General features: G+C 53.1%; 17 protein-coding genes. 7 read left to right on the plus strand and 10 right to left on the minus strand.

Annotation, left to right across the window (positions count from 1 at the left end; genetic code table 11):
* Positions 1-144: 144 nt before the first annotated feature.
* Together ACI9KD_RS14385 and ACI9KD_RS14390 are read right to left on the minus strand one after the other, a co-directional pair.
* Complete coding sequence (locus tag ACI9KD_RS14385) at positions 145-549, minus strand: SgcJ/EcaC family oxidoreductase (protein ID WP_414981867.1); 405 nt, start codon at positions 547-549, stop codon at positions 145-147.
* Positions 550-597: 48 nt separating this feature from the next.
* Positions 598-2,250 (minus strand): SulP family inorganic anion transporter, encoded by a 1,653-nt coding sequence (locus tag ACI9KD_RS14390; protein ID WP_414981868.1) that lies wholly within the window; start codon positions 2,248-2,250, stop codon positions 598-600.
* A 140-nt stretch (positions 2,251-2,390) separates the two neighbouring features.
* On the opposite strand from ACI9KD_RS14390, the gene ACI9KD_RS14395 reads away from it, so the two are divergent.
* The 7 genes from ACI9KD_RS14395 to ACI9KD_RS14425 all read left to right on the plus strand — a co-directional run bounded on the left by ACI9KD_RS14395 (position 2,391) and on the right by ACI9KD_RS14425 (position 9,356).
* Positions 2,391-3,326 carry a hydrogen peroxide-inducible genes activator gene (locus ACI9KD_RS14395; protein WP_414981869.1) on the plus strand — a complete coding sequence of 312 codons (936 nt, stop codon included), beginning with the start codon at positions 2,391-2,393 and terminating at the stop codon, positions 3,324-3,326.
* Between the two features lie 84 nt (positions 3,327-3,410).
* Positions 3,411-3,950, plus strand: a complete 540-nt coding sequence (locus ACI9KD_RS14400) for a hypothetical protein (protein WP_414981870.1) — start codon at positions 3,411-3,413, stop codon at positions 3,948-3,950.
* Between the two features lie 56 nt (positions 3,951-4,006).
* The gene (locus ACI9KD_RS14405) at positions 4,007-4,879 is read left to right on the plus strand and encodes an SMP-30/gluconolactonase/LRE family protein (protein WP_414981871.1); all 873 of its coding nucleotides are present in this window, start codon (positions 4,007-4,009) and stop codon (positions 4,877-4,879) included.
* A 73-nt stretch (positions 4,880-4,952) separates the two neighbouring features.
* Positions 4,953-5,663, plus strand: coding sequence for a crotonase/enoyl-CoA hydratase family protein (locus tag ACI9KD_RS14410; RefSeq protein ID WP_414981872.1), 711 nt, complete (start codon positions 4,953-4,955; stop codon positions 5,661-5,663).
* 70 nt (positions 5,664-5,733) lie between these two features.
* Positions 5,734-7,605, plus strand: a complete 1,872-nt coding sequence (locus ACI9KD_RS14415; RefSeq protein WP_414981873.1) for an NAD(P)-binding protein — start codon at positions 5,734-5,736, stop codon at positions 7,603-7,605.
* Between the two features lie 12 nt (positions 7,606-7,617).
* Positions 7,618-8,193 (plus strand): tRNA-(ms[2]io[6]A)-hydroxylase, encoded by a 576-nt coding sequence (locus ACI9KD_RS14420; protein WP_414981874.1) that lies wholly within the window; start codon positions 7,618-7,620, stop codon positions 8,191-8,193.
* Positions 8,190-9,356, plus strand: a complete 1,167-nt coding sequence (locus ACI9KD_RS14425; RefSeq protein WP_414981875.1) for a hypothetical protein — start codon at positions 8,190-8,192, stop codon at positions 9,354-9,356. Before ACI9KD_RS14420 ends, ACI9KD_RS14425 begins: the two co-directional genes overlap by 4 nt.
* A gap of 121 nt (positions 9,357-9,477) precedes the next feature.
* Here ACI9KD_RS14425 and ACI9KD_RS14430 read toward each other — a convergent pair whose 3' ends face one another.
* The 8 genes from ACI9KD_RS14430 to hspQ form a co-directional block, all read right to left on the minus strand.
* Positions 9,478-10,584: a zinc-binding dehydrogenase gene (locus ACI9KD_RS14430; RefSeq protein ID WP_414981876.1), complete on the minus strand. Its 1,107-nt coding sequence runs from the start codon at positions 10,582-10,584 to the stop codon at positions 9,478-9,480.
* A 418-nt stretch (positions 10,585-11,002) separates the two neighbouring features.
* Positions 11,003-11,278 (minus strand): NapC/NirT family cytochrome c, encoded by a 276-nt coding sequence (locus tag ACI9KD_RS14435; RefSeq protein WP_414981877.1) that lies wholly within the window; start codon positions 11,276-11,278, stop codon positions 11,003-11,005.
* A gap of 76 nt (positions 11,279-11,354) precedes the next feature.
* Complete coding sequence (locus ACI9KD_RS14440; protein ID WP_414981878.1) at positions 11,355-11,849, minus strand: hypothetical protein; 495 nt, start codon at positions 11,847-11,849, stop codon at positions 11,355-11,357.
* 118 nt (positions 11,850-11,967) lie between these two features.
* Entirely contained in the window at positions 11,968-12,459 is a 492-nt protein-coding gene (locus tag ACI9KD_RS14445; protein WP_414981879.1) for a hypothetical protein, read from the minus strand.
* A gap of 84 nt (positions 12,460-12,543) precedes the next feature.
* Positions 12,544-13,071 (minus strand): hypothetical protein, encoded by a 528-nt coding sequence (locus tag ACI9KD_RS14450; RefSeq protein WP_414981880.1) that lies wholly within the window; start codon positions 13,069-13,071, stop codon positions 12,544-12,546.
* 104 nt (positions 13,072-13,175) lie between these two features.
* Positions 13,176-13,757 carry a beta-class carbonic anhydrase gene (locus ACI9KD_RS14455; protein ID WP_414981881.1) on the minus strand — a complete coding sequence of 194 codons (582 nt, stop codon included), beginning with the start codon at positions 13,755-13,757 and terminating at the stop codon, positions 13,176-13,178.
* A gap of 165 nt (positions 13,758-13,922) precedes the next feature.
* A complete protein-coding gene (locus ACI9KD_RS14460) occupies positions 13,923-14,825 on the minus strand; it encodes a sulfotransferase domain-containing protein (RefSeq protein ID WP_414981882.1) in 903 nt (300 codons plus the stop codon).
* A 131-nt stretch (positions 14,826-14,956) separates the two neighbouring features.
* A complete protein-coding gene (gene hspQ / locus ACI9KD_RS14465) occupies positions 14,957-15,286 on the minus strand; it encodes a heat shock protein HspQ (protein WP_414981883.1) in 330 nt (109 codons plus the stop codon).
* Positions 15,287-15,504 lie beyond the last annotated feature (218 nt).

A 15,504-nucleotide genomic window follows, 5' to 3' on the forward strand; every position in this document is an offset into this window, starting at 1 on the left:
GCGATGAGATCGTGATTTACCCGGGCTACATTGGTCGGCAAATGCAGGGCCAATGACTGCCGCAGCCTGAGCATCGCACAAGTCATCTCACTCCATAAATAAGGCGCTTTAAGCGCCCTATTTTATTACTAGTAAGCGTGTAGCTTAAGCAGCAACAGAATCTTGCTGTGACTCATTCGCCGCTTCCGGCATCGCAGAACTATGATGCTCGACGATTTTCCACTCGCCATCTATCTTGCGATAAAGGTAGGTGAATCGGGCGGTTACTTGCGACTCGTCGCCAAAAGTAAAGGTATAGACCCCGGAGTTAATCGCAAGGCCATCGGCGAGAAAACGGATATTAGCTTCCTCGATAGTTCCCTCGGGCTTCCTGGCGAGAAAATTCACGAAGTAATCGCGAATCTCTTCGTGATTATGCCGAACCTGATTGGACACCGTGGGTAGCAAGATCGCATCGTCAGCATATAAGGCCGTCACAGCGTCGGGGTTACCCGTTGCCAGAGCATCGTTCCAGCGCTGAAAAAACTTCATTACATTTGCTTCGGTCATGTTGATTTCCTTGGATTACGTGTCAACAACAGTGCTTGGGTACTAGGGTTAGTTGGCCGCAACTAGTCGCGCAGGGCGACCACGTTCATCGGTCCCACTGCGAGCGGCGATTGCTTGCAGGGCCTCAAATCGGGTTTCGTAATGTGCGTCGTCAGTCAGACTTTCATCTGAACCGAGACTGCTCAATGTGTCTTGAATAGACTGCGCCATACCAGCGATGTACACGCGCTTGCCCGCTTTATGGGCGTCGTCAGCGATGGTCTCTACCGCCCGCGCTGCAGACACATCCAGATAGGGCACGCGGTTGAAGTCCAGAATGATGGAGTGCGTGGCATCTTTGTAACGCTCGCGAACATGGTGGCCCACGTCAGCAGCCGCACCAAAGCTCAGAGGACCGCCAAACTCAAAGATGGTGACCTGCGTGCCCAGGCGCTCCAGCAGTGAACGCTCTTCTTCTGAGGTTTGCGCATGGGGTCGAGACGCCAGCTCGTCGAGCTGAATCTTGGCAACTTGCTGCACATAGGCCAGAGCAGCCAGTACGACACCAGCGCCAACCGCAGTGATGAGGTCCACGAATACCGTAAGACCCAATACCAGCGCCATGAGAGCTAGATCCCAACGAGGCCCGCGGTGCGCGCGCTTGAGGTAGCTAAAGTCGATGATATCCATGCCAACTTTGACCAATACTCCGGCCAGCGCCGCGTGGGGAATCACAGAAGCGACCGACCCAACACCGAGGAGCACGGCGATGAGCACAAGAGAGTGAATCATGCCGGAGAGACGAGTGACACCACCGGACCGAATGTTGATGACCGTGCGCATGGTTGCACCGGCACCGGCGATACCGCCGAACAAACCCGCTACTGCATTACCAATGCCCTGGCCGATAAGCTCTCTGTTGGAGTCGTGACGGGAGCGGGTCATATTGTCGGCGACCAGCGAGGTCAGCAGGCTATCAATGGAACCCAGCACCGCTAAGATAAAGGCCGCTTCTATCACCAGCATCATGGCCGACTGATCGAAAACCGGCATGTGGAATGACGGAAGACCCGAAGGAATGCTGCCCAGGATAGGCATGATGGGCATGAACAGGCTCAGTACCGTACCAATGGCTAGCGCGGCCAAAGCCCCAGGAACGTAAACCCCCCATTTAGTGGGCCATTTGTAGGCGACAAATAGTGTCACGGCACCCACAACCAGCGCCGAATAGTTGATGTCCGATAACACCGTGGGCAGGTGCGCTAGGGCGTTCAAGGTGCCCGAGGGCGACTCATGGCCAAAGAAAGCATCGGCCTGAAGAATAATAATGATGACACCGATGCCGCTCATAAAGCCGGATACCACGGGGTACGGCACCAAGCGGATGTAACTACCGAAGCCAATGGCGCCAAACACAATCTGAAACAGGCCGGCGAGCATCACCGCGGTGAAAATCAGGCCGACATCGCCAGAAAGACTCGCAAACAACCCTGCCAGAACAACGACTATGGGACCCGTTGGCCCGGAAACGTTCGTCGGAGTTCCACCAAGCATGGCCGCAAAGAAACCAACGATAATGGCACCGTACATACCGGCAATGGGACCTAGGCCTGATGCAACACCGAAGGCCAGTGCCAAAGGAATGGCAACAACACCGGCAGTCAACCCACCATAGACGTCTCCGCGGAGGTGGGTCAGATCAAACTTCAATAACGATCGCATTCTTGGGTCCTTCTCCGGTTGATGAGGGATTTCTTACTTGACGCGCCCACTATGGATCTTGTGAAATGTAAAACAAATACAAGCTTTTCTTTTCTGTTATAGTTTTTACCTATATAGCCGGTAGCTGTCGGAGCCACTCCATGGCGACAATCAAGCAGGTTCAATACTTTCAAGCTGTAGCCGAAACTCAGTCCATTCGACGGGCTGCTGATCGTCTTCATATCGCCCAACCAACGCTTTCCACACAGTTAGCGGCCCTGGAAAAGAGCCTGGGCGTCACGCTGTTTGAGCGAACGCGCCGGGTCACTCAGCTCACCCCCGCGGGGCGGCAACTACTCCCCGTCGCGAAGCAATTGATCGCTCAATGGCACGAGATGCAGGAACTCGCCCATACCTTGTCGGACACCGCCGCCTCGACCCACCGAATGGGCGTACCGCCGACGTTGGGCCCCTATCTACTCCCCAACATCGTTCCTGCGATCCACAAGCAATTCGACCGGCTCAAGCTGTACGTCCGCGAAGAACCGCCAAGTCAGTTAGAAGCAGGAGTGAAAGAAGGGCGCCACGATTTGGCATTAGTCCCGCTGCCTCTCAAATCCAGTAATCTGGCTGTAGAGGTGCTGTTTCGCGAACCCCTTCTGCTGGTTGCCTCTAAAGAGGCCGGTTTGGCGGTGGACGGCGTGCTTCAGGAGCAAGAATTGGCGGGTATGAGTATCCTGAGTTTGGATGAGCGTCATCAGCTGTATCAGGAGGTCCAGCGAATCTGCGAGCGCACCGGCGCTGTGCTCAACCGTGACTACGAAGGCACTAGTCTGGATACGTTACGGCAGATGGTCGTGATGGGTATGGGCGTCGCCTTCTTGCCCGCGCTGTACATCCGTTCGGAACTTCATCGTCCGGAGGAACTGGACGTCATTCGTATTGAGGGCTCAAGGCTCTACAGAGAACACGCACTGGTGTATCGCACCGGTAGTCCGGTGAGGCACCTTTACCAGGCCTTGGCTCAGCTGATTCGTGAGCGCATGGCTGAGTCGTTTAGCGATGTTGTGACGCCGATTTTTGATCGGGGCGAATAGGCAACAGGCGCTTTGCCCGAGCAGCCAGATCACGTAGCATCGCCGCTCACTTTCCTTAAATCCCTGCCTTTGGAGGAACAACTCATGGGTCGCCCCCTACTTATCAATATCCATCTTTATCTGTCGTCGTTTTTTGCCGCCGTCGTGGTTCTGGTCGCGTTTTCTGGCGGCATGTATCTATTGGGCGTCAAAGGCTCTCTAGAGACAACAGAGGTAGCTCAAATTAATGGCGGCGTTGCCCTCATGGCCGATCCCAGCAAAGAGGCAGTTTTGACCGCGCTTCGCAGCGCTGGCATCGAAGATTTTGGCTTTGATTACGTCATCACCCGGGGCGATACGCTAATCACACGCCCCACCTCACGCAGCTACTATGGCCTTACGGTGGATGGCGATAGCGTTACGGTAAGCCGCAACCAACCGAGCTTTCAAAAGCGCATGCAGGAACTGCACTTTGGCCACGGGCCTTCTATGTATCGTGAATTCCAAAAGGTGTTTGCCACCGGAATGCTGTTCATCATCCTCAGTGGAGTGTGGCTGGGTTTATCATCTCCGCGCTTGCGAACCAGAACACTCATTTCTGCGGGTAGCGGACTGATCCTCTTTCTTGCCCTCATAATGTCCTAAGGCTGAACTCAGAATTTGCTCAGCACACAATAAATACAAAACTAGCGGAGAGTAGGATGCCAAACGCCACCACACTTATCGAAGGACTGTACTTTGGAGAGGGCCCGCGCTGGCACAAGGGACGCCTGTGGTTCAGCGACTTCTACGATCATGCTGTCAAATCTAGCGACTTGAGTGGCAAAGTTCGCATCGAACACCAACTCGACGACCAGCCTTCGGGATTGGGATGGTTGCCAAACGGCCAGCTACTCGTAGTTTCTATGAAGGCGCTCAAAGTACTCCGAGAGGAGAATGGCGCATTAGTCCCTCATGCAGACCTCTCGCAATACGCTAAGCATCTGTGCAACGACATGGTGGTCGATGGCCAAGGCCGTGCTTATGTGGGTAATTTTGGCTTTGATCTTGACGAGCATATGGCAACGCGCGGCGTCGAAGCCGTTTTAGCCGATCACCCCGCCACCCATCTGGTGCGTGTGGACCTTGATGGCAGCGTTCACGTCGCGTCGGATGACATGCATTTTCCCAATGGCAGCGTTATCACGGCAGATGGCAAGACACTGATCATTGCAGAAACCCTTGCCATGCGCCTCAGCGCATTTGATATTGACGCCCATGGCCATTTATCCAACCGACGGGTATGGGCGGAGTTGGGTTTGTTTGCGCCAGACGGTATCTGTCTGGATGCCGACAACAATGTCTGGGTCGCCAACGCGCTTGCCACAGAGTGCGTGTTGTTTGCCGAAGGCGGGGGCCGGCTCCAAACCATAGAGACCAGCCAAAATTGCTATGCCTGTATGCTCGGAGGCGATGACGGCCGGGATCTCTTTATGATTACAGCCAAAGATAGCGATCACACCGTCGTATCGGCCCAGCGCACAGGCAAGATCGAAACGATCCGAGTCGAGGTACCCGGGGCGGGCTGGCCTTAAGACAAGGCAAGGCGATCTTTGTTTACCCCTGAAATTCACCGCGTAACGCTTTTGTAGAAAAAGGAATCAAGCCATGTCTGAACTGGTCACCGTAAACGAAGAAGAGTCCTACGTCCTCCTCAGCATGGATGACGGCAAGGCCAATGCCCTGTCCTTCGCGATGTTCGAAGCACTCAACACAGGTCTTGATGCTGCCCAAGCAGCAGGCAAAGTGGTGATCATTGCAGGTCGGCCCGGCAAATTTTCCGCAGGCTTTGATCTGTCGGTGATGGGCGGCGGTGGCGATGCGATGGTGAGCCTCCTTCGTCAGGGCGCTGAGCTATCCAAGCGTCTGTTGTCCTTTGATGTACCCGTGGTGCTCGCGGTGAGCGGTCATGCGCTGGCCATGGGCGCGTTGCTGTGTCTGTCTGCAGACTATCGCGTCGGCATGAAAGGTAGCTACAAGCTGGGCCTTAACGAAGTAGCCATTGGCATGACCTTGCCGTGGTTTGGTATCGAGCTGGCCCGCGCCCGTCTTGAAGAAACCCAGCTTAATAATGCGGTCGGCTTAGCCCATATTTACGATCCCGAAGGTGCAGTATCTGTGGGTTACTTAGATGAGGTGGTAGAGGAAGCGCAACTGCTCGCCCGAGCGGCAGAACTTGCCACAGGCTTTGCCGCCCTCAATATGCCGGCCCATAAAGGAACAAAAGCACGCATTCGCGAGCCACTCATGGCACGGCTTGAAGAGGCATTGTGGCGTGATTTTGAAGCGGGAGATGCTGCCATTGCTGCCGCAGTTTGATCGACGCTGATCGCTAGCACCCACAGGCATTATGAGTCTGCGCTACGAGTCTGCAATATGAGTCCGCAATATGAGTAAAAAAACCGATCAAGCTCTGGGTATGCGTACATCGATCACTCGCCGTGATCTGATCCACGATGCCGCACTGGCGACACTGGCAGCCGCATTCGCACCTGCGAGCCTGGCAGCGAGCCTCGCTGCCGTCAGCTCAGAGTCACCACCCTCTGCTAAGGACTATCCGCCGGTTCGAACCGGCTTACGCGGCTCCCATCCCGGGGCTTTTGAGGCGGCCCACGCCCTTGCACGTGAAGGCAAAGGGTTTCCGGAACCCCAGGACACCGGCGAAAACTATGACCTTGTGATTGTCGGCGCCGGCATCTCAGGCCTTGCCACTGCGCACTACTATCGAGAGCGTTTTGGACAGCATGCGCGCATCTTGTTGATCGAGAATCACGACGATTTTGGTGGTCATGCCAAGCGCAACGAGTTTCATCAAGGCGGCCGGATGGTCTTGTCCATGGGGGGTACTCACAATCTGGAGTGGTGGAACTTCAGTGACACCGTAAACGCGTTTCTTGATGAGCATGATGTGGACGTCAAAGCCATGCGCGGGCGTATGGACTTCGAATATGGACATAGCGCTCCGAACAGTCCGGCTATGTGGTTCGACGATGAAACATTTGGCGATACGCGACTGCTGAACAACTGCGATCTGGGTAAGCGACTCGACCACGCTATGATCGACCTGATGCCTATCTCCCAGGAGGGTCGCGAGTCACTCAAACAATTTTACCGAGAGCCGCAGGACATCTTTGAAGACAAAGATGAGGATGAGCGCGAGGTCTATCTGCGCAGTATCTCCTACACCGAGTTTTTACGTCTCCACGGCGGTCTCACAGAAGACGCTATCGCACTGTTTGCCAAGCTCCAGCACGGTAGTTGGGGACTCGAAATACGCGCGCTCTCCGCCATGGAGGGCATGGAAAGTGGTGCTCCTGGCAAACATCTAACGGGTGGAGACTGGAAAACCGAAGGCAGGAATTATCCGGTGGCGATGTGGCCTGACGGCAATGCAAGTCTGGCGCGGCTACAAGTGGCGCGTCTTATTCCTGAGGTAGCACCGGGGACGACTGCGGACAATGTCGCCCTGGCAAAGTTTGATTACGACGCACTGGACCAGGCAGAGAGCCCGGCACGCCTACGCCTTAGTTCGACGGTCGTTAATGTCACAAACACTGAAAACGGCACAGATGTAACCTACTTCGCCGATGGCAGAACTTTTCGGGTGCGCAGTAAGCACTGCGTGTTGGCGTGCTATCACAGTATCATCCCCCACTTGTGCCCGCAGTTGCCGGAAACGCAGCGCGAGGCTCTGGCGTATCAGGTCAAACACCCCCTGCTTTTAAGCAACGTTCTCATTCGCAATACCGACGCGCTGGACAAACTAGGTATCGATGCGGTGGCGTGCCCTGGACGGCTACACGCGCGGCTATTTACGTTTCGCGGGATCAACAACGGGGGCTATGAGCATGACATTGATGACAGTGGTCCGGTGTCACTCATTTTTTGGGGCACCATCTCCCCGCCGCCCGAAGCGGTCGATTTGAAAAGTCAGCTGCGCGCATCGCGGGCCACCATGCTGGGACTCTCCTTTGAGGACTATGAGCGTGAAATACGTACGGTTCTCGATGGTCTTTTGGGCCCCGCAGGCTTTGATGTGCAAAAGGATGTTTTGGCTATCACCGTCAATCGCTGGCCCCACGGCTACGCCTATGAATATCTGGACCTGTGGGATGAGGACTATGCCGCAGGTGAGGCACCTCACGAGATTGCCCGGCAAAGCTTTGGAAACATTGCCATCGCGAACGCTGATGCCGGAGCCTCCGCATACACGCATGTCGCTATCGATCAGGCGTTTCGAGCCGTCCAGGAACTGGGCTAAAGCGATTAAACAATGAAGAGCCCATTGTTGTTTGCGACGCCCAGCGCCTGGACAGACACCGTTCTGAAAGACTTTGATCGATTTCTTCAGGACCATGCCGCCGCCGAGAAAAAAGCGTCCGGCATGGCAATGTCGATGCTGTCTCATTATCCGGATCGCGTCGAACTGGTCGAGGCCATGGCAGACCTTGCCATCGAAGAACTTTCTCACTACCGGGAAGTGGTCAAGTGGATCCATAAGCGCGGCAGTCGCACCGCGGCTGACGCAAAAGACCCCTATGTCATCAGTTTTCGCAAATCGATGCGTGACGGTAAAGAAGACTATCTTCTGGACAGACTACTCATTGCAGGGATTATCGAGGCCCGGGGTGCCGAACGCTTTGGCTTGGTCGCCGAAGCCCTGGAGGGGGGAGCGCTAAAGAAATTTTATCAGGCTATCGCGCGCTCTGAGGAGCGGCATTTCGAGCTATTTCGTGAGTTGGCCGAAATCTATTTTGCCCAGGATAAGGTGGCCCTGCGCTGGGACGAATTGCTGGAGGACGAAGCAGCGATTGTGCGGGCATTACCCCTGCGCGCTGCCTTGCATTGAGCAATGTCCACAAGTATCTGACTCGGTACGCAGAACCCGAGGCGCGAGAATGCCTGGCGACGACCTGGTCGGAGTCCTGGGAACAGGTGCTCGTCATACCTGCCTATGGGGAGTCGCCGGCGGTTCTTGAGAACCTCAGTCAATACAGGAAAACCTTGCTGATACTGGTGCTTAACCATCCCGATACCGATACAAGCTCCGAGGCTAACGACGCCCTACGAGAGCATCTCTCAACGCTAACCGAACAGCAGCGTATTCGCGACGCAAACGCCAGCCTAAGGCAGCTACCCGAGGAAAATCATGTACTGGCCGTTGAACGACCCGCTCCGCTGCCGGCCAAAGAAGGCGTGGGTCTGGCACGCAAAATAGGCTGTGACATCGCCCTTGCATTGCACGCGAGGGGCCATGTTCGCGGTGACTGGATTCATTGCAGCGATGCCGATGCCAAGCTGCCCCCGGATTACTTTGAGGCAACAAAAACCGCGAAAACAGGGGCGGCGCTCACGTATCCATTTACCCACTTACCACCTATCGATCCCCGGGAGCGCGCTGCGATAGCGCTTTATGAACGCTACCTTCAAAGTTACGTAGACGGGCTACGCCAAGCGGGGTCACCCTACGCGTTTCATACTATCGGCAGCTGCATTGCGGTTAATTTTGCGGCCTACGCGCAAGTTCGGGGCTTTCCGCGTCGAGCGGCCGGCGAAGATTTTTACCTGTTAAACAAGATAGCTAAGCAAGGCCCGTTGATCACGCCGCGCTGCACGCCAATATCACTATCTGCGCGCTTATCCCAACGTGTACCGTTTGGTACGGGACCCGCATTGACCACGCTCTTATCGCAAGAGAGCCTCACTGACATTCGATATTTCTATGACCCTCGCTGCTTCAAAGCTTTGGCTGCGGTCCTAAGCTATGTCGAAAATTATGGGAGTCCCGGCACTCAAAAGGATGACTTTGAAAAAGCACTGAGAGATCACGCGGAAGCGTTTATCGCGCTTGAGCGTCTGGGGCTCGCAGAATTTTTGGCGCATGCAAAAAAGCAGTGTTCAGACAGAGACGCTTTTGTGAAGCAGTTTCATCAATGGCTTGATGGATTCAAGACGCTCAAGCTTATTCACGCCTTAACTCAGCACTGGCCAAAAGTGACGGCGCCCGGCTAGACCTGCAAACGTAGCTGGCCAAAGGAAACCGAAACGCCAAAACAAAAAAACCTCACCCAAGGGCGAGGTTTTTTGCACAAAGCAGGACCCACCGGTGGTGAGCCCGCCGCTACGTTAATGCTTAAGCGTGAGGAGTCACCAGATACTTCTCACCGGTCTTCATGGTGCGGTAATCCAGCGCCGCTTCACGAGTCAGCATCTCTTCCAAATTAACCCGGCTCTTGTAGCTGCTCTTGAACGTCGTTGTCAGACCTGCAAGTACGCGCTGACGCATACGAACCATGGTCTCCATACCCGCATTTGCCAGGAACGGCGTGAGCAACCAACCAGACAAAGTCCAGCCAAAACCATAGGCTGGAGTTAGCACAGTCGGAGAAAAATCAAGACGGCCATAGATGTACATCTTCTTGGCCTGCTCCGAGCCATAGCGAGAGAACTCAGTCATCTTACTGACCGCGACCTGCTCCATTGCCTTGAAGCAGGTATCTACTGCATTTCCACCACCGATGGGGTCGAATCCGTAGTATGCGCCGGTGGTTTCGATTGCAGCCTTGAGTTGCTTGAAGTAGTCATCGTCGGATGAATTAACCACGTGCTCTGCGCCAAGACCTTTAAGCATGTCAATGTGCTCGGCTTTGCGAACGATGTTCACGAGAGGAATATTGTCTTCCTTACAGATCTTCACCAGCATCTGACCCAGGTTTGAGGCTGCCGCCGTGTGGAGAATCGCACTTTGGCCTTCCATTTTTGCGGTTTCGACAAAGCCCAAAGCTGTCATCGGGTTAACAAAGGCAGAAGCGCCGTCTTCACAGGAGATGTCACCCAAAGGCAGGGACATACCAGCATCGGCATAGCAGTATTGCGAGTAGGCATTGCCTGGTACACAGGCAACACGTTGGCCCATCAGTGCTTTGGCAGCATCGCTATCACCCGTGGCGATTACGGTGCCCGCACCTTCGTTACCAACCGGAAGGCGCTGACCGTGGCGTGCTTTTTGGGCACTGTAAAAAGGCTCTGGCATGTCCGCAACGAACTTGCCTGGCGAGTATTCGGCGTTCTCAAGATCCGCAGCGCTGGTAAGAATAGCGAGATCAGACGGGTTAATCGGTGCCGCCTCCATCTGAACCAGAACCTGATTGCCCTTGGGCTCTGCAAACTCTTTTTCTACGATCTCTACGGTCAATTTGCCGTCGGCGAGGGTGCTGTAAAGCTGTTTACCTGTAATCATGGATAACTATCCTTGTTATTGATGAAAGTTTTGGGGCGCATAGTATACGCGCAGCCCCGAACATCCCACTAGAGCCCCCGCAATACACAGCCAAAATAGCTTGGCGATGAAGAATATCGAAGCTTTGTCGCGGACCTTAGTGGGTCTTTTGGATTCTAGGTAAACTTTTACGGCGCACCACGGACCCTAGGGGTTGATCTGAGCTATAGCTGATAAGCGGCAAGCCATATTGGACGTAAATTGTCCCGGGAGCTATAGGCTCTCTTTTTTATCCCAGCAGCAAAATCAGACCGTCGCGCCTTGAAGCTCGGTGCCACGCAGGGCAACCAAAATCAAGGGAATAACCAAGGTAGCGGCCATGCGGCTTGCCGCAAAACGTCCGACCGGGCTAGCACTTTGGAATGGTTAACCTAGGACCTCAGAGGCCACCAAGCTCAAGAGGCTTAGGCGTAGACTCAGCCGTGTGCGTCAGCCCGGCATGACAGTCAATACAGGTGCTCTTACCGGAGCGCAGCACCTTATGAAACGCTTGTGCTTTCTTCGATTGCAGCGCCACTTGCATATGGTCCACTTCATGACAGTTACGGCACTCCTGTGAGTCGTTGGCCTTAAGCCGCGCGATCTCGCGATCAATAAGGTCTAGAGGAATAAAATCCAAGGTCGCTGACGGTACTTTGCTCTTGATTTCTTCCATAGCGGCATGCGCTTTTGCTTCGGTGCGACAGGCTAGGACCACTGTATAACCCGCCCGGGCTAGCCTCCATACCCACCTAGCTAGCCACACCAAGAAAGCCAGGAACTTGTACATCACCGGCACTATCAATCGACTCAATAAACGCTTTTGTAAACATCGAGCTTCCTTTATCCGTCTCCCAAGCTTCCGCTAGCACTGGGTTGTTTAGGATGCCCTTTGCATACCCTCGTCGAAGCTCCCACACCTCTTCATCAAGAATGCCGGCTGAGTAAAGGGCAAATTGTGCCTCCATTCTCTGAAACCAGCCCCTGCAAAAACGATGTACCAGATACTTTTCATAGGAAGACAACTCCGCTGGGTCAGAAAGAGTCTTGTATATGAGCTGACTGACGGTGCCTCCGTCTCCCAGGACTTCATTTACCTCCACAAATGAAACCTGAGCATCCCACACCGCCCTAGATCTCATGACTCGCACATTGTCACGGGTTTGAACCGCAAGATAGGCGAGCGTTATTAGTACGGCCAGGGCACCAATCACTTCGGCAAATGCAATAATTGCGTCCCAGTTCAAAACTTTTCCACCCTCAGACTCGCCGTAATTCGCCTCGCCCCATAATGCTCAAAGAATCGGCGGCGAGGCCGTCGGGTTCCTTTACTTGTTACGCGACGCTGCCAGTCCATTCTATGCACTAGTCCAACAGCGCTTGAAGGAAGGATTCATTACCTTCTCGCACGCGCTGATCGACGGCCTCCGCAAATGTCTCATCGAAAAACCCTCGAAGTCTGGGCCAAACGGCCTGCCCACCATCGCTTCGGATGACGAGTGCAACTCCGGTTACGTAGGTCTCGACCCACTCCATGTTTGGCATTCCTCTTTGGCTGACGACCCACGCATCTTCAGCTTGATTAATCCATGTGAACAGCCAGATTGCCCACGTGACTTTCTCCGCATCGGTAAGACTTTCGAACTCGGACTGCCCTCGAATGTGGAGCTTAACCAAATCTGGGTTTTGGATGAGCTGGTGGTAAGCTTCATTGTTGTCTCGCTTGATCTCACGCGTCATCTGGGCTGACATTTCAGTCCGGGCGCCACGGACTTGAACCACGAGAATTACCAGGGTAATCAGAACCGCGAGCGACCCTACAATTTCTCCAAGAGATCCTAGTTCTGAAAGCGTCATGTATCAGTACCTCCTGGCGCTTAACGCCCGCGGCAACGGCAGCCGCTTGTCGGCTGCCCCTGTTGCCCGTTCTTGTCAGGCGGCTTACGCACCGGGCTTGCCTGTTTTAAAAATTGGGATCAAGTCGATAAAAGACGGGCCATCCGGATTCTCCGCAATAGCCTTGTTTACGAGGTTTGAAACAGTCGGAGTAATGACTTTTTCACAGTGCGGCCACATCGCCGCTCCTCCAGGAGATCTCAATAACGTGGCTGTGTATGCAAGCCACGCCTCGTAGTCTACTTCAGGAATCAACTCACGCTCACGGAGATGCATAACTTGTTGCAGCTGGAAAAGCTGCTCGTACATCATGTAGAAAAATCTTCTGACTTCTTTTTCATCCAGATTCTCTAATGAATTTAGTCCTCGTGCATAGATGTCCGCCATGTCTGAATCCGAAGCCATCGGCAAAAAATACCGGTCTCGTGGACCGTTGAGGACTGACTCTAGGCTGGCAGCCTGTAGGCTTCGGGTGTTATCTCGGATTTGTATCGCGAGATATGCAAGGGTCATCAGCACTCCAAGAGCACCTACAACCTCTGCTATTGCACCCACGATATCCCAGTTGAACATGAAATCTCCTCAGAGCCGCTAACGTCGCAATCACCGGGCGCCAAAATTCGCAGAGCGAAGCGATGCGGCTTTAGGTAGCCCGCGTGAATTTTTTTTGTTAGGTTTTAGCTTGCTTCACCTGCTTCAGTTGCTTCAGGAACCTCCATGAGGTTTCCCGTTTTACAGTCATAGATATAACCATAAATTGGAATATCACTTGGAACCATTGAGTTACTTCTGATTCGTTGGACATCCTCCAAGACACTTTTCCCTTGATCACTGATAGTTAACCAATTGATGTACTTACCATCAGTTGTACCACCGCCAGCATTGCTATCATGCCAACCCGAGGCATCAACGCTTGCGGTTTTGAGACTTCCAGACAACAAATCACTTATGATTTCAGTTGTGAATGTTTCCATTCCACAATCAGTATGATGGATAACAAACCACTCTTTTGTGCCCAGTAATTTGTAAGAAATCACTAATGAACGGATGGCGTCATCACTCGCTCGGCCCCCCGCATTGCGAATCACATGGGCATCACCTTCAGCAAGACCTGCATATTTTGCAGGATCTAAACGGGCATCCATGCATGTAAGTATTGCAAACTGCCTCCCAGGAGGCATTGGTAAATTACCTTTATCTCCAAAGTCAGCCGCGTAATCAGCATTTGCAGATGTTACTTCTTTTAATATTTTACTCATCACCATTCTCCTCTGCTTTGCCGCTAATTTCTCTCTATTGCTAGTTTCCACGACGGCGGTTATGGAAGTCTAACGCCTCAAGCAGCGGCGCGCGTTAGCGCGTCCAGCCATGAAGTGGCGTTGCTGCTTTGACTTGTTATGTCATTTTGGGCTGATTGCTTATTCTCATCGAACTTCACCCGTTGTGAGCCACTGGGCACATTCGCTACCGAGTTCGTCTACAGCACGACGCTCATACTTGGAAGCCTCCTCCGCGCTGAGAACCTCACGCCAACGACCATTCGTTCCTTTATGAATGAAAGTTTGTGCACCTCCATTCCAAAATGCGCCGCCAAGAGGCACGCTTTTTGTGGCATTTTCTTTCATATAGTCGAAACTGCAGTGGTGCAGTATGGACGGCCATTTAGCTTCATCGATTGGGGTTTCGATAAATGCTGCTAGCCGGCGAATTTCTCCAGGCATATCAATTTTAAGGTTTGCGAAGTGCAAGATATAAACATTAGGTAAATTTCTGATCGCCCACCATGATCGAACATTTTCCCAAAACGGCCACCACGGATGCCCATCTTTATCGAGCCAGTCATGGTAATACTGGGTTATCGATGATGGTGGAAGCTCGATAGGTGGTCCTACTCTCCCTGGCGTTTCATTCAAAGCTTCATACCAAGCCTCATTCGCTGTCGAATGGTGGTTATACATACTCCATAAAACATCTCGACCGTCGCGGCCGATATAGATGTACTTAGCCTTGTCAGAAAAAACTAGCGCGTCAACTGGTAGATGCGTTTTCAGAAACCTGCGATGAGCCTGTGACTCAATCATCGGAAGCTTTACTTCCTTCGGCGGAATTCTTAAATCGACCCATGGTGACATTTCTGCCACTTCCATTCCTTCCTCACCGTTGAACAATAGCTGAGCGATGATCTGCTGCACCCAAGTTGTACCTGATTTAGCATAGGTTGAAATGACAATATCATCATCTCTAAAATTTACGTCGTTCCAGATAGTGGAGTCAAAATGATGATTCTGAAACTCTCGGAGTTTGACTGGACTGGAATTATGATTCATACATACCTCGTCGTTTCTCAGCCATGGATGCATAACACCTTGCTAAGTGGCGGAAAAATCAACCGTTTGGCTGTCCCACGGAGGCCCGAAGGGCCGGAGTACACTTGGGCGTCTTGTTATGCGGCTGAGTTCTAATTGGCCCTGCCCTCTCGAAAATATCGCCCATTCTCAAAGCGTGAAAAATAATGCGCGAGTACTGGATGAACGATCGGCTCGGCACTAGTATCACGCTCCAAATTCTTCTCGGCTACGTAAGTGCTATGTGCCGATCCATGTACTAGAACGTTGTACCAAGGCTTGTCTTTGGGCGGTCGTGACCTTGCAACCGTCTCGTACCATTCCTCCGTTGATTGAAAAGTAGCATCAACATCTACAACAACTCCGCGATAATCGAAGAGCTCATGATGAACTAGATCACCAATCGAAAAATTCGCCCTGCTAATGTTCGTCACCGTGCCCATAAATTCCTTACCGCTTTACTCTGTGATATATCGCTGGCCGCATAACGCCTACAACAGGGGCAGCCACTGTGTGGCTGCCCCTGTTGTCCGTACTTGTTATGTGCCGCTCTCAAAATTGTCATATTGATACATTGTTCCAGGGCTATGTGTGAACCATGGTCTCTGCTAGTCCCATTGACTCTCTATGAAGCTTGCGAACTCTTCTGGGAAACCACCTC

It is taken from the genome of Congregibacter sp., assembly GCF_047617445.1.
GTDB lineage: Bacteria > Pseudomonadota > Gammaproteobacteria > Pseudomonadales > Halieaceae > Congregibacter.

What these genes read in the sequence shown, in the direction of transcription:
- ACI9KD_RS14385 (WP_414981867.1), bottom strand. Translation starts at nt 549, where the DNA reads ATGACCGAAGCAAATGTAATGAAGTTTTTTCAGCGCTGGAACGATGCT.
- ACI9KD_RS14390 (WP_414981868.1), bottom strand. Translation starts at nt 2,250, where the DNA reads ATGCGATCGTTATTGAAGTTTGATCTGACCCACCTCCGCGGAGACGTC.
- ACI9KD_RS14395 (WP_414981869.1), top strand. Translation starts at nt 2,391, where the DNA reads ATGGCGACAATCAAGCAGGTTCAATACTTTCAAGCTGTAGCCGAAACT.
- ACI9KD_RS14400 (WP_414981870.1), top strand. Translation starts at nt 3,411, where the DNA reads ATGGGTCGCCCCCTACTTATCAATATCCATCTTTATCTGTCGTCGTTT.
- ACI9KD_RS14405 (WP_414981871.1), top strand. Translation starts at nt 4,007, where the DNA reads ATGCCAAACGCCACCACACTTATCGAAGGACTGTACTTTGGAGAGGGC.
- ACI9KD_RS14410 (WP_414981872.1), top strand. Translation starts at nt 4,953, where the DNA reads ATGTCTGAACTGGTCACCGTAAACGAAGAAGAGTCCTACGTCCTCCTC.
- ACI9KD_RS14415 (WP_414981873.1), top strand. Translation starts at nt 5,734, where the DNA reads ATGAGTAAAAAAACCGATCAAGCTCTGGGTATGCGTACATCGATCACT.
- ACI9KD_RS14420 (WP_414981874.1), top strand. Translation starts at nt 7,618, where the DNA reads ATGAAGAGCCCATTGTTGTTTGCGACGCCCAGCGCCTGGACAGACACC.
- ACI9KD_RS14430 (WP_414981876.1), bottom strand. Translation starts at nt 10,584, where the DNA reads ATGATTACAGGTAAACAGCTTTACAGCACCCTCGCCGACGGCAAATTG.
- ACI9KD_RS14435 (WP_414981877.1), bottom strand. Translation starts at nt 11,278, where the DNA reads ATGGAAGAAATCAAGAGCAAAGTACCGTCAGCGACCTTGGATTTTATT.
- ACI9KD_RS14445 (WP_414981879.1), bottom strand. Translation starts at nt 12,459, where the DNA reads ATGACGCTTTCAGAACTAGGATCTCTTGGAGAAATTGTAGGGTCGCTC.
- ACI9KD_RS14450 (WP_414981880.1), bottom strand. Translation starts at nt 13,071, where the DNA reads ATGTTCAACTGGGATATCGTGGGTGCAATAGCAGAGGTTGTAGGTGCT.
- ACI9KD_RS14455 (WP_414981881.1), bottom strand. Translation starts at nt 13,757, where the DNA reads ATGAGTAAAATATTAAAAGAAGTAACATCTGCAAATGCTGATTACGCG.
- ACI9KD_RS14460 (WP_414981882.1), bottom strand. Translation starts at nt 14,825, where the DNA reads ATGAATCATAATTCCAGTCCAGTCAAACTCCGAGAGTTTCAGAATCAT.
- hspQ (WP_414981883.1), bottom strand. Translation starts at nt 15,286, where the DNA reads ATGGGCACGGTGACGAACATTAGCAGGGCGAATTTTTCGATTGGTGAT.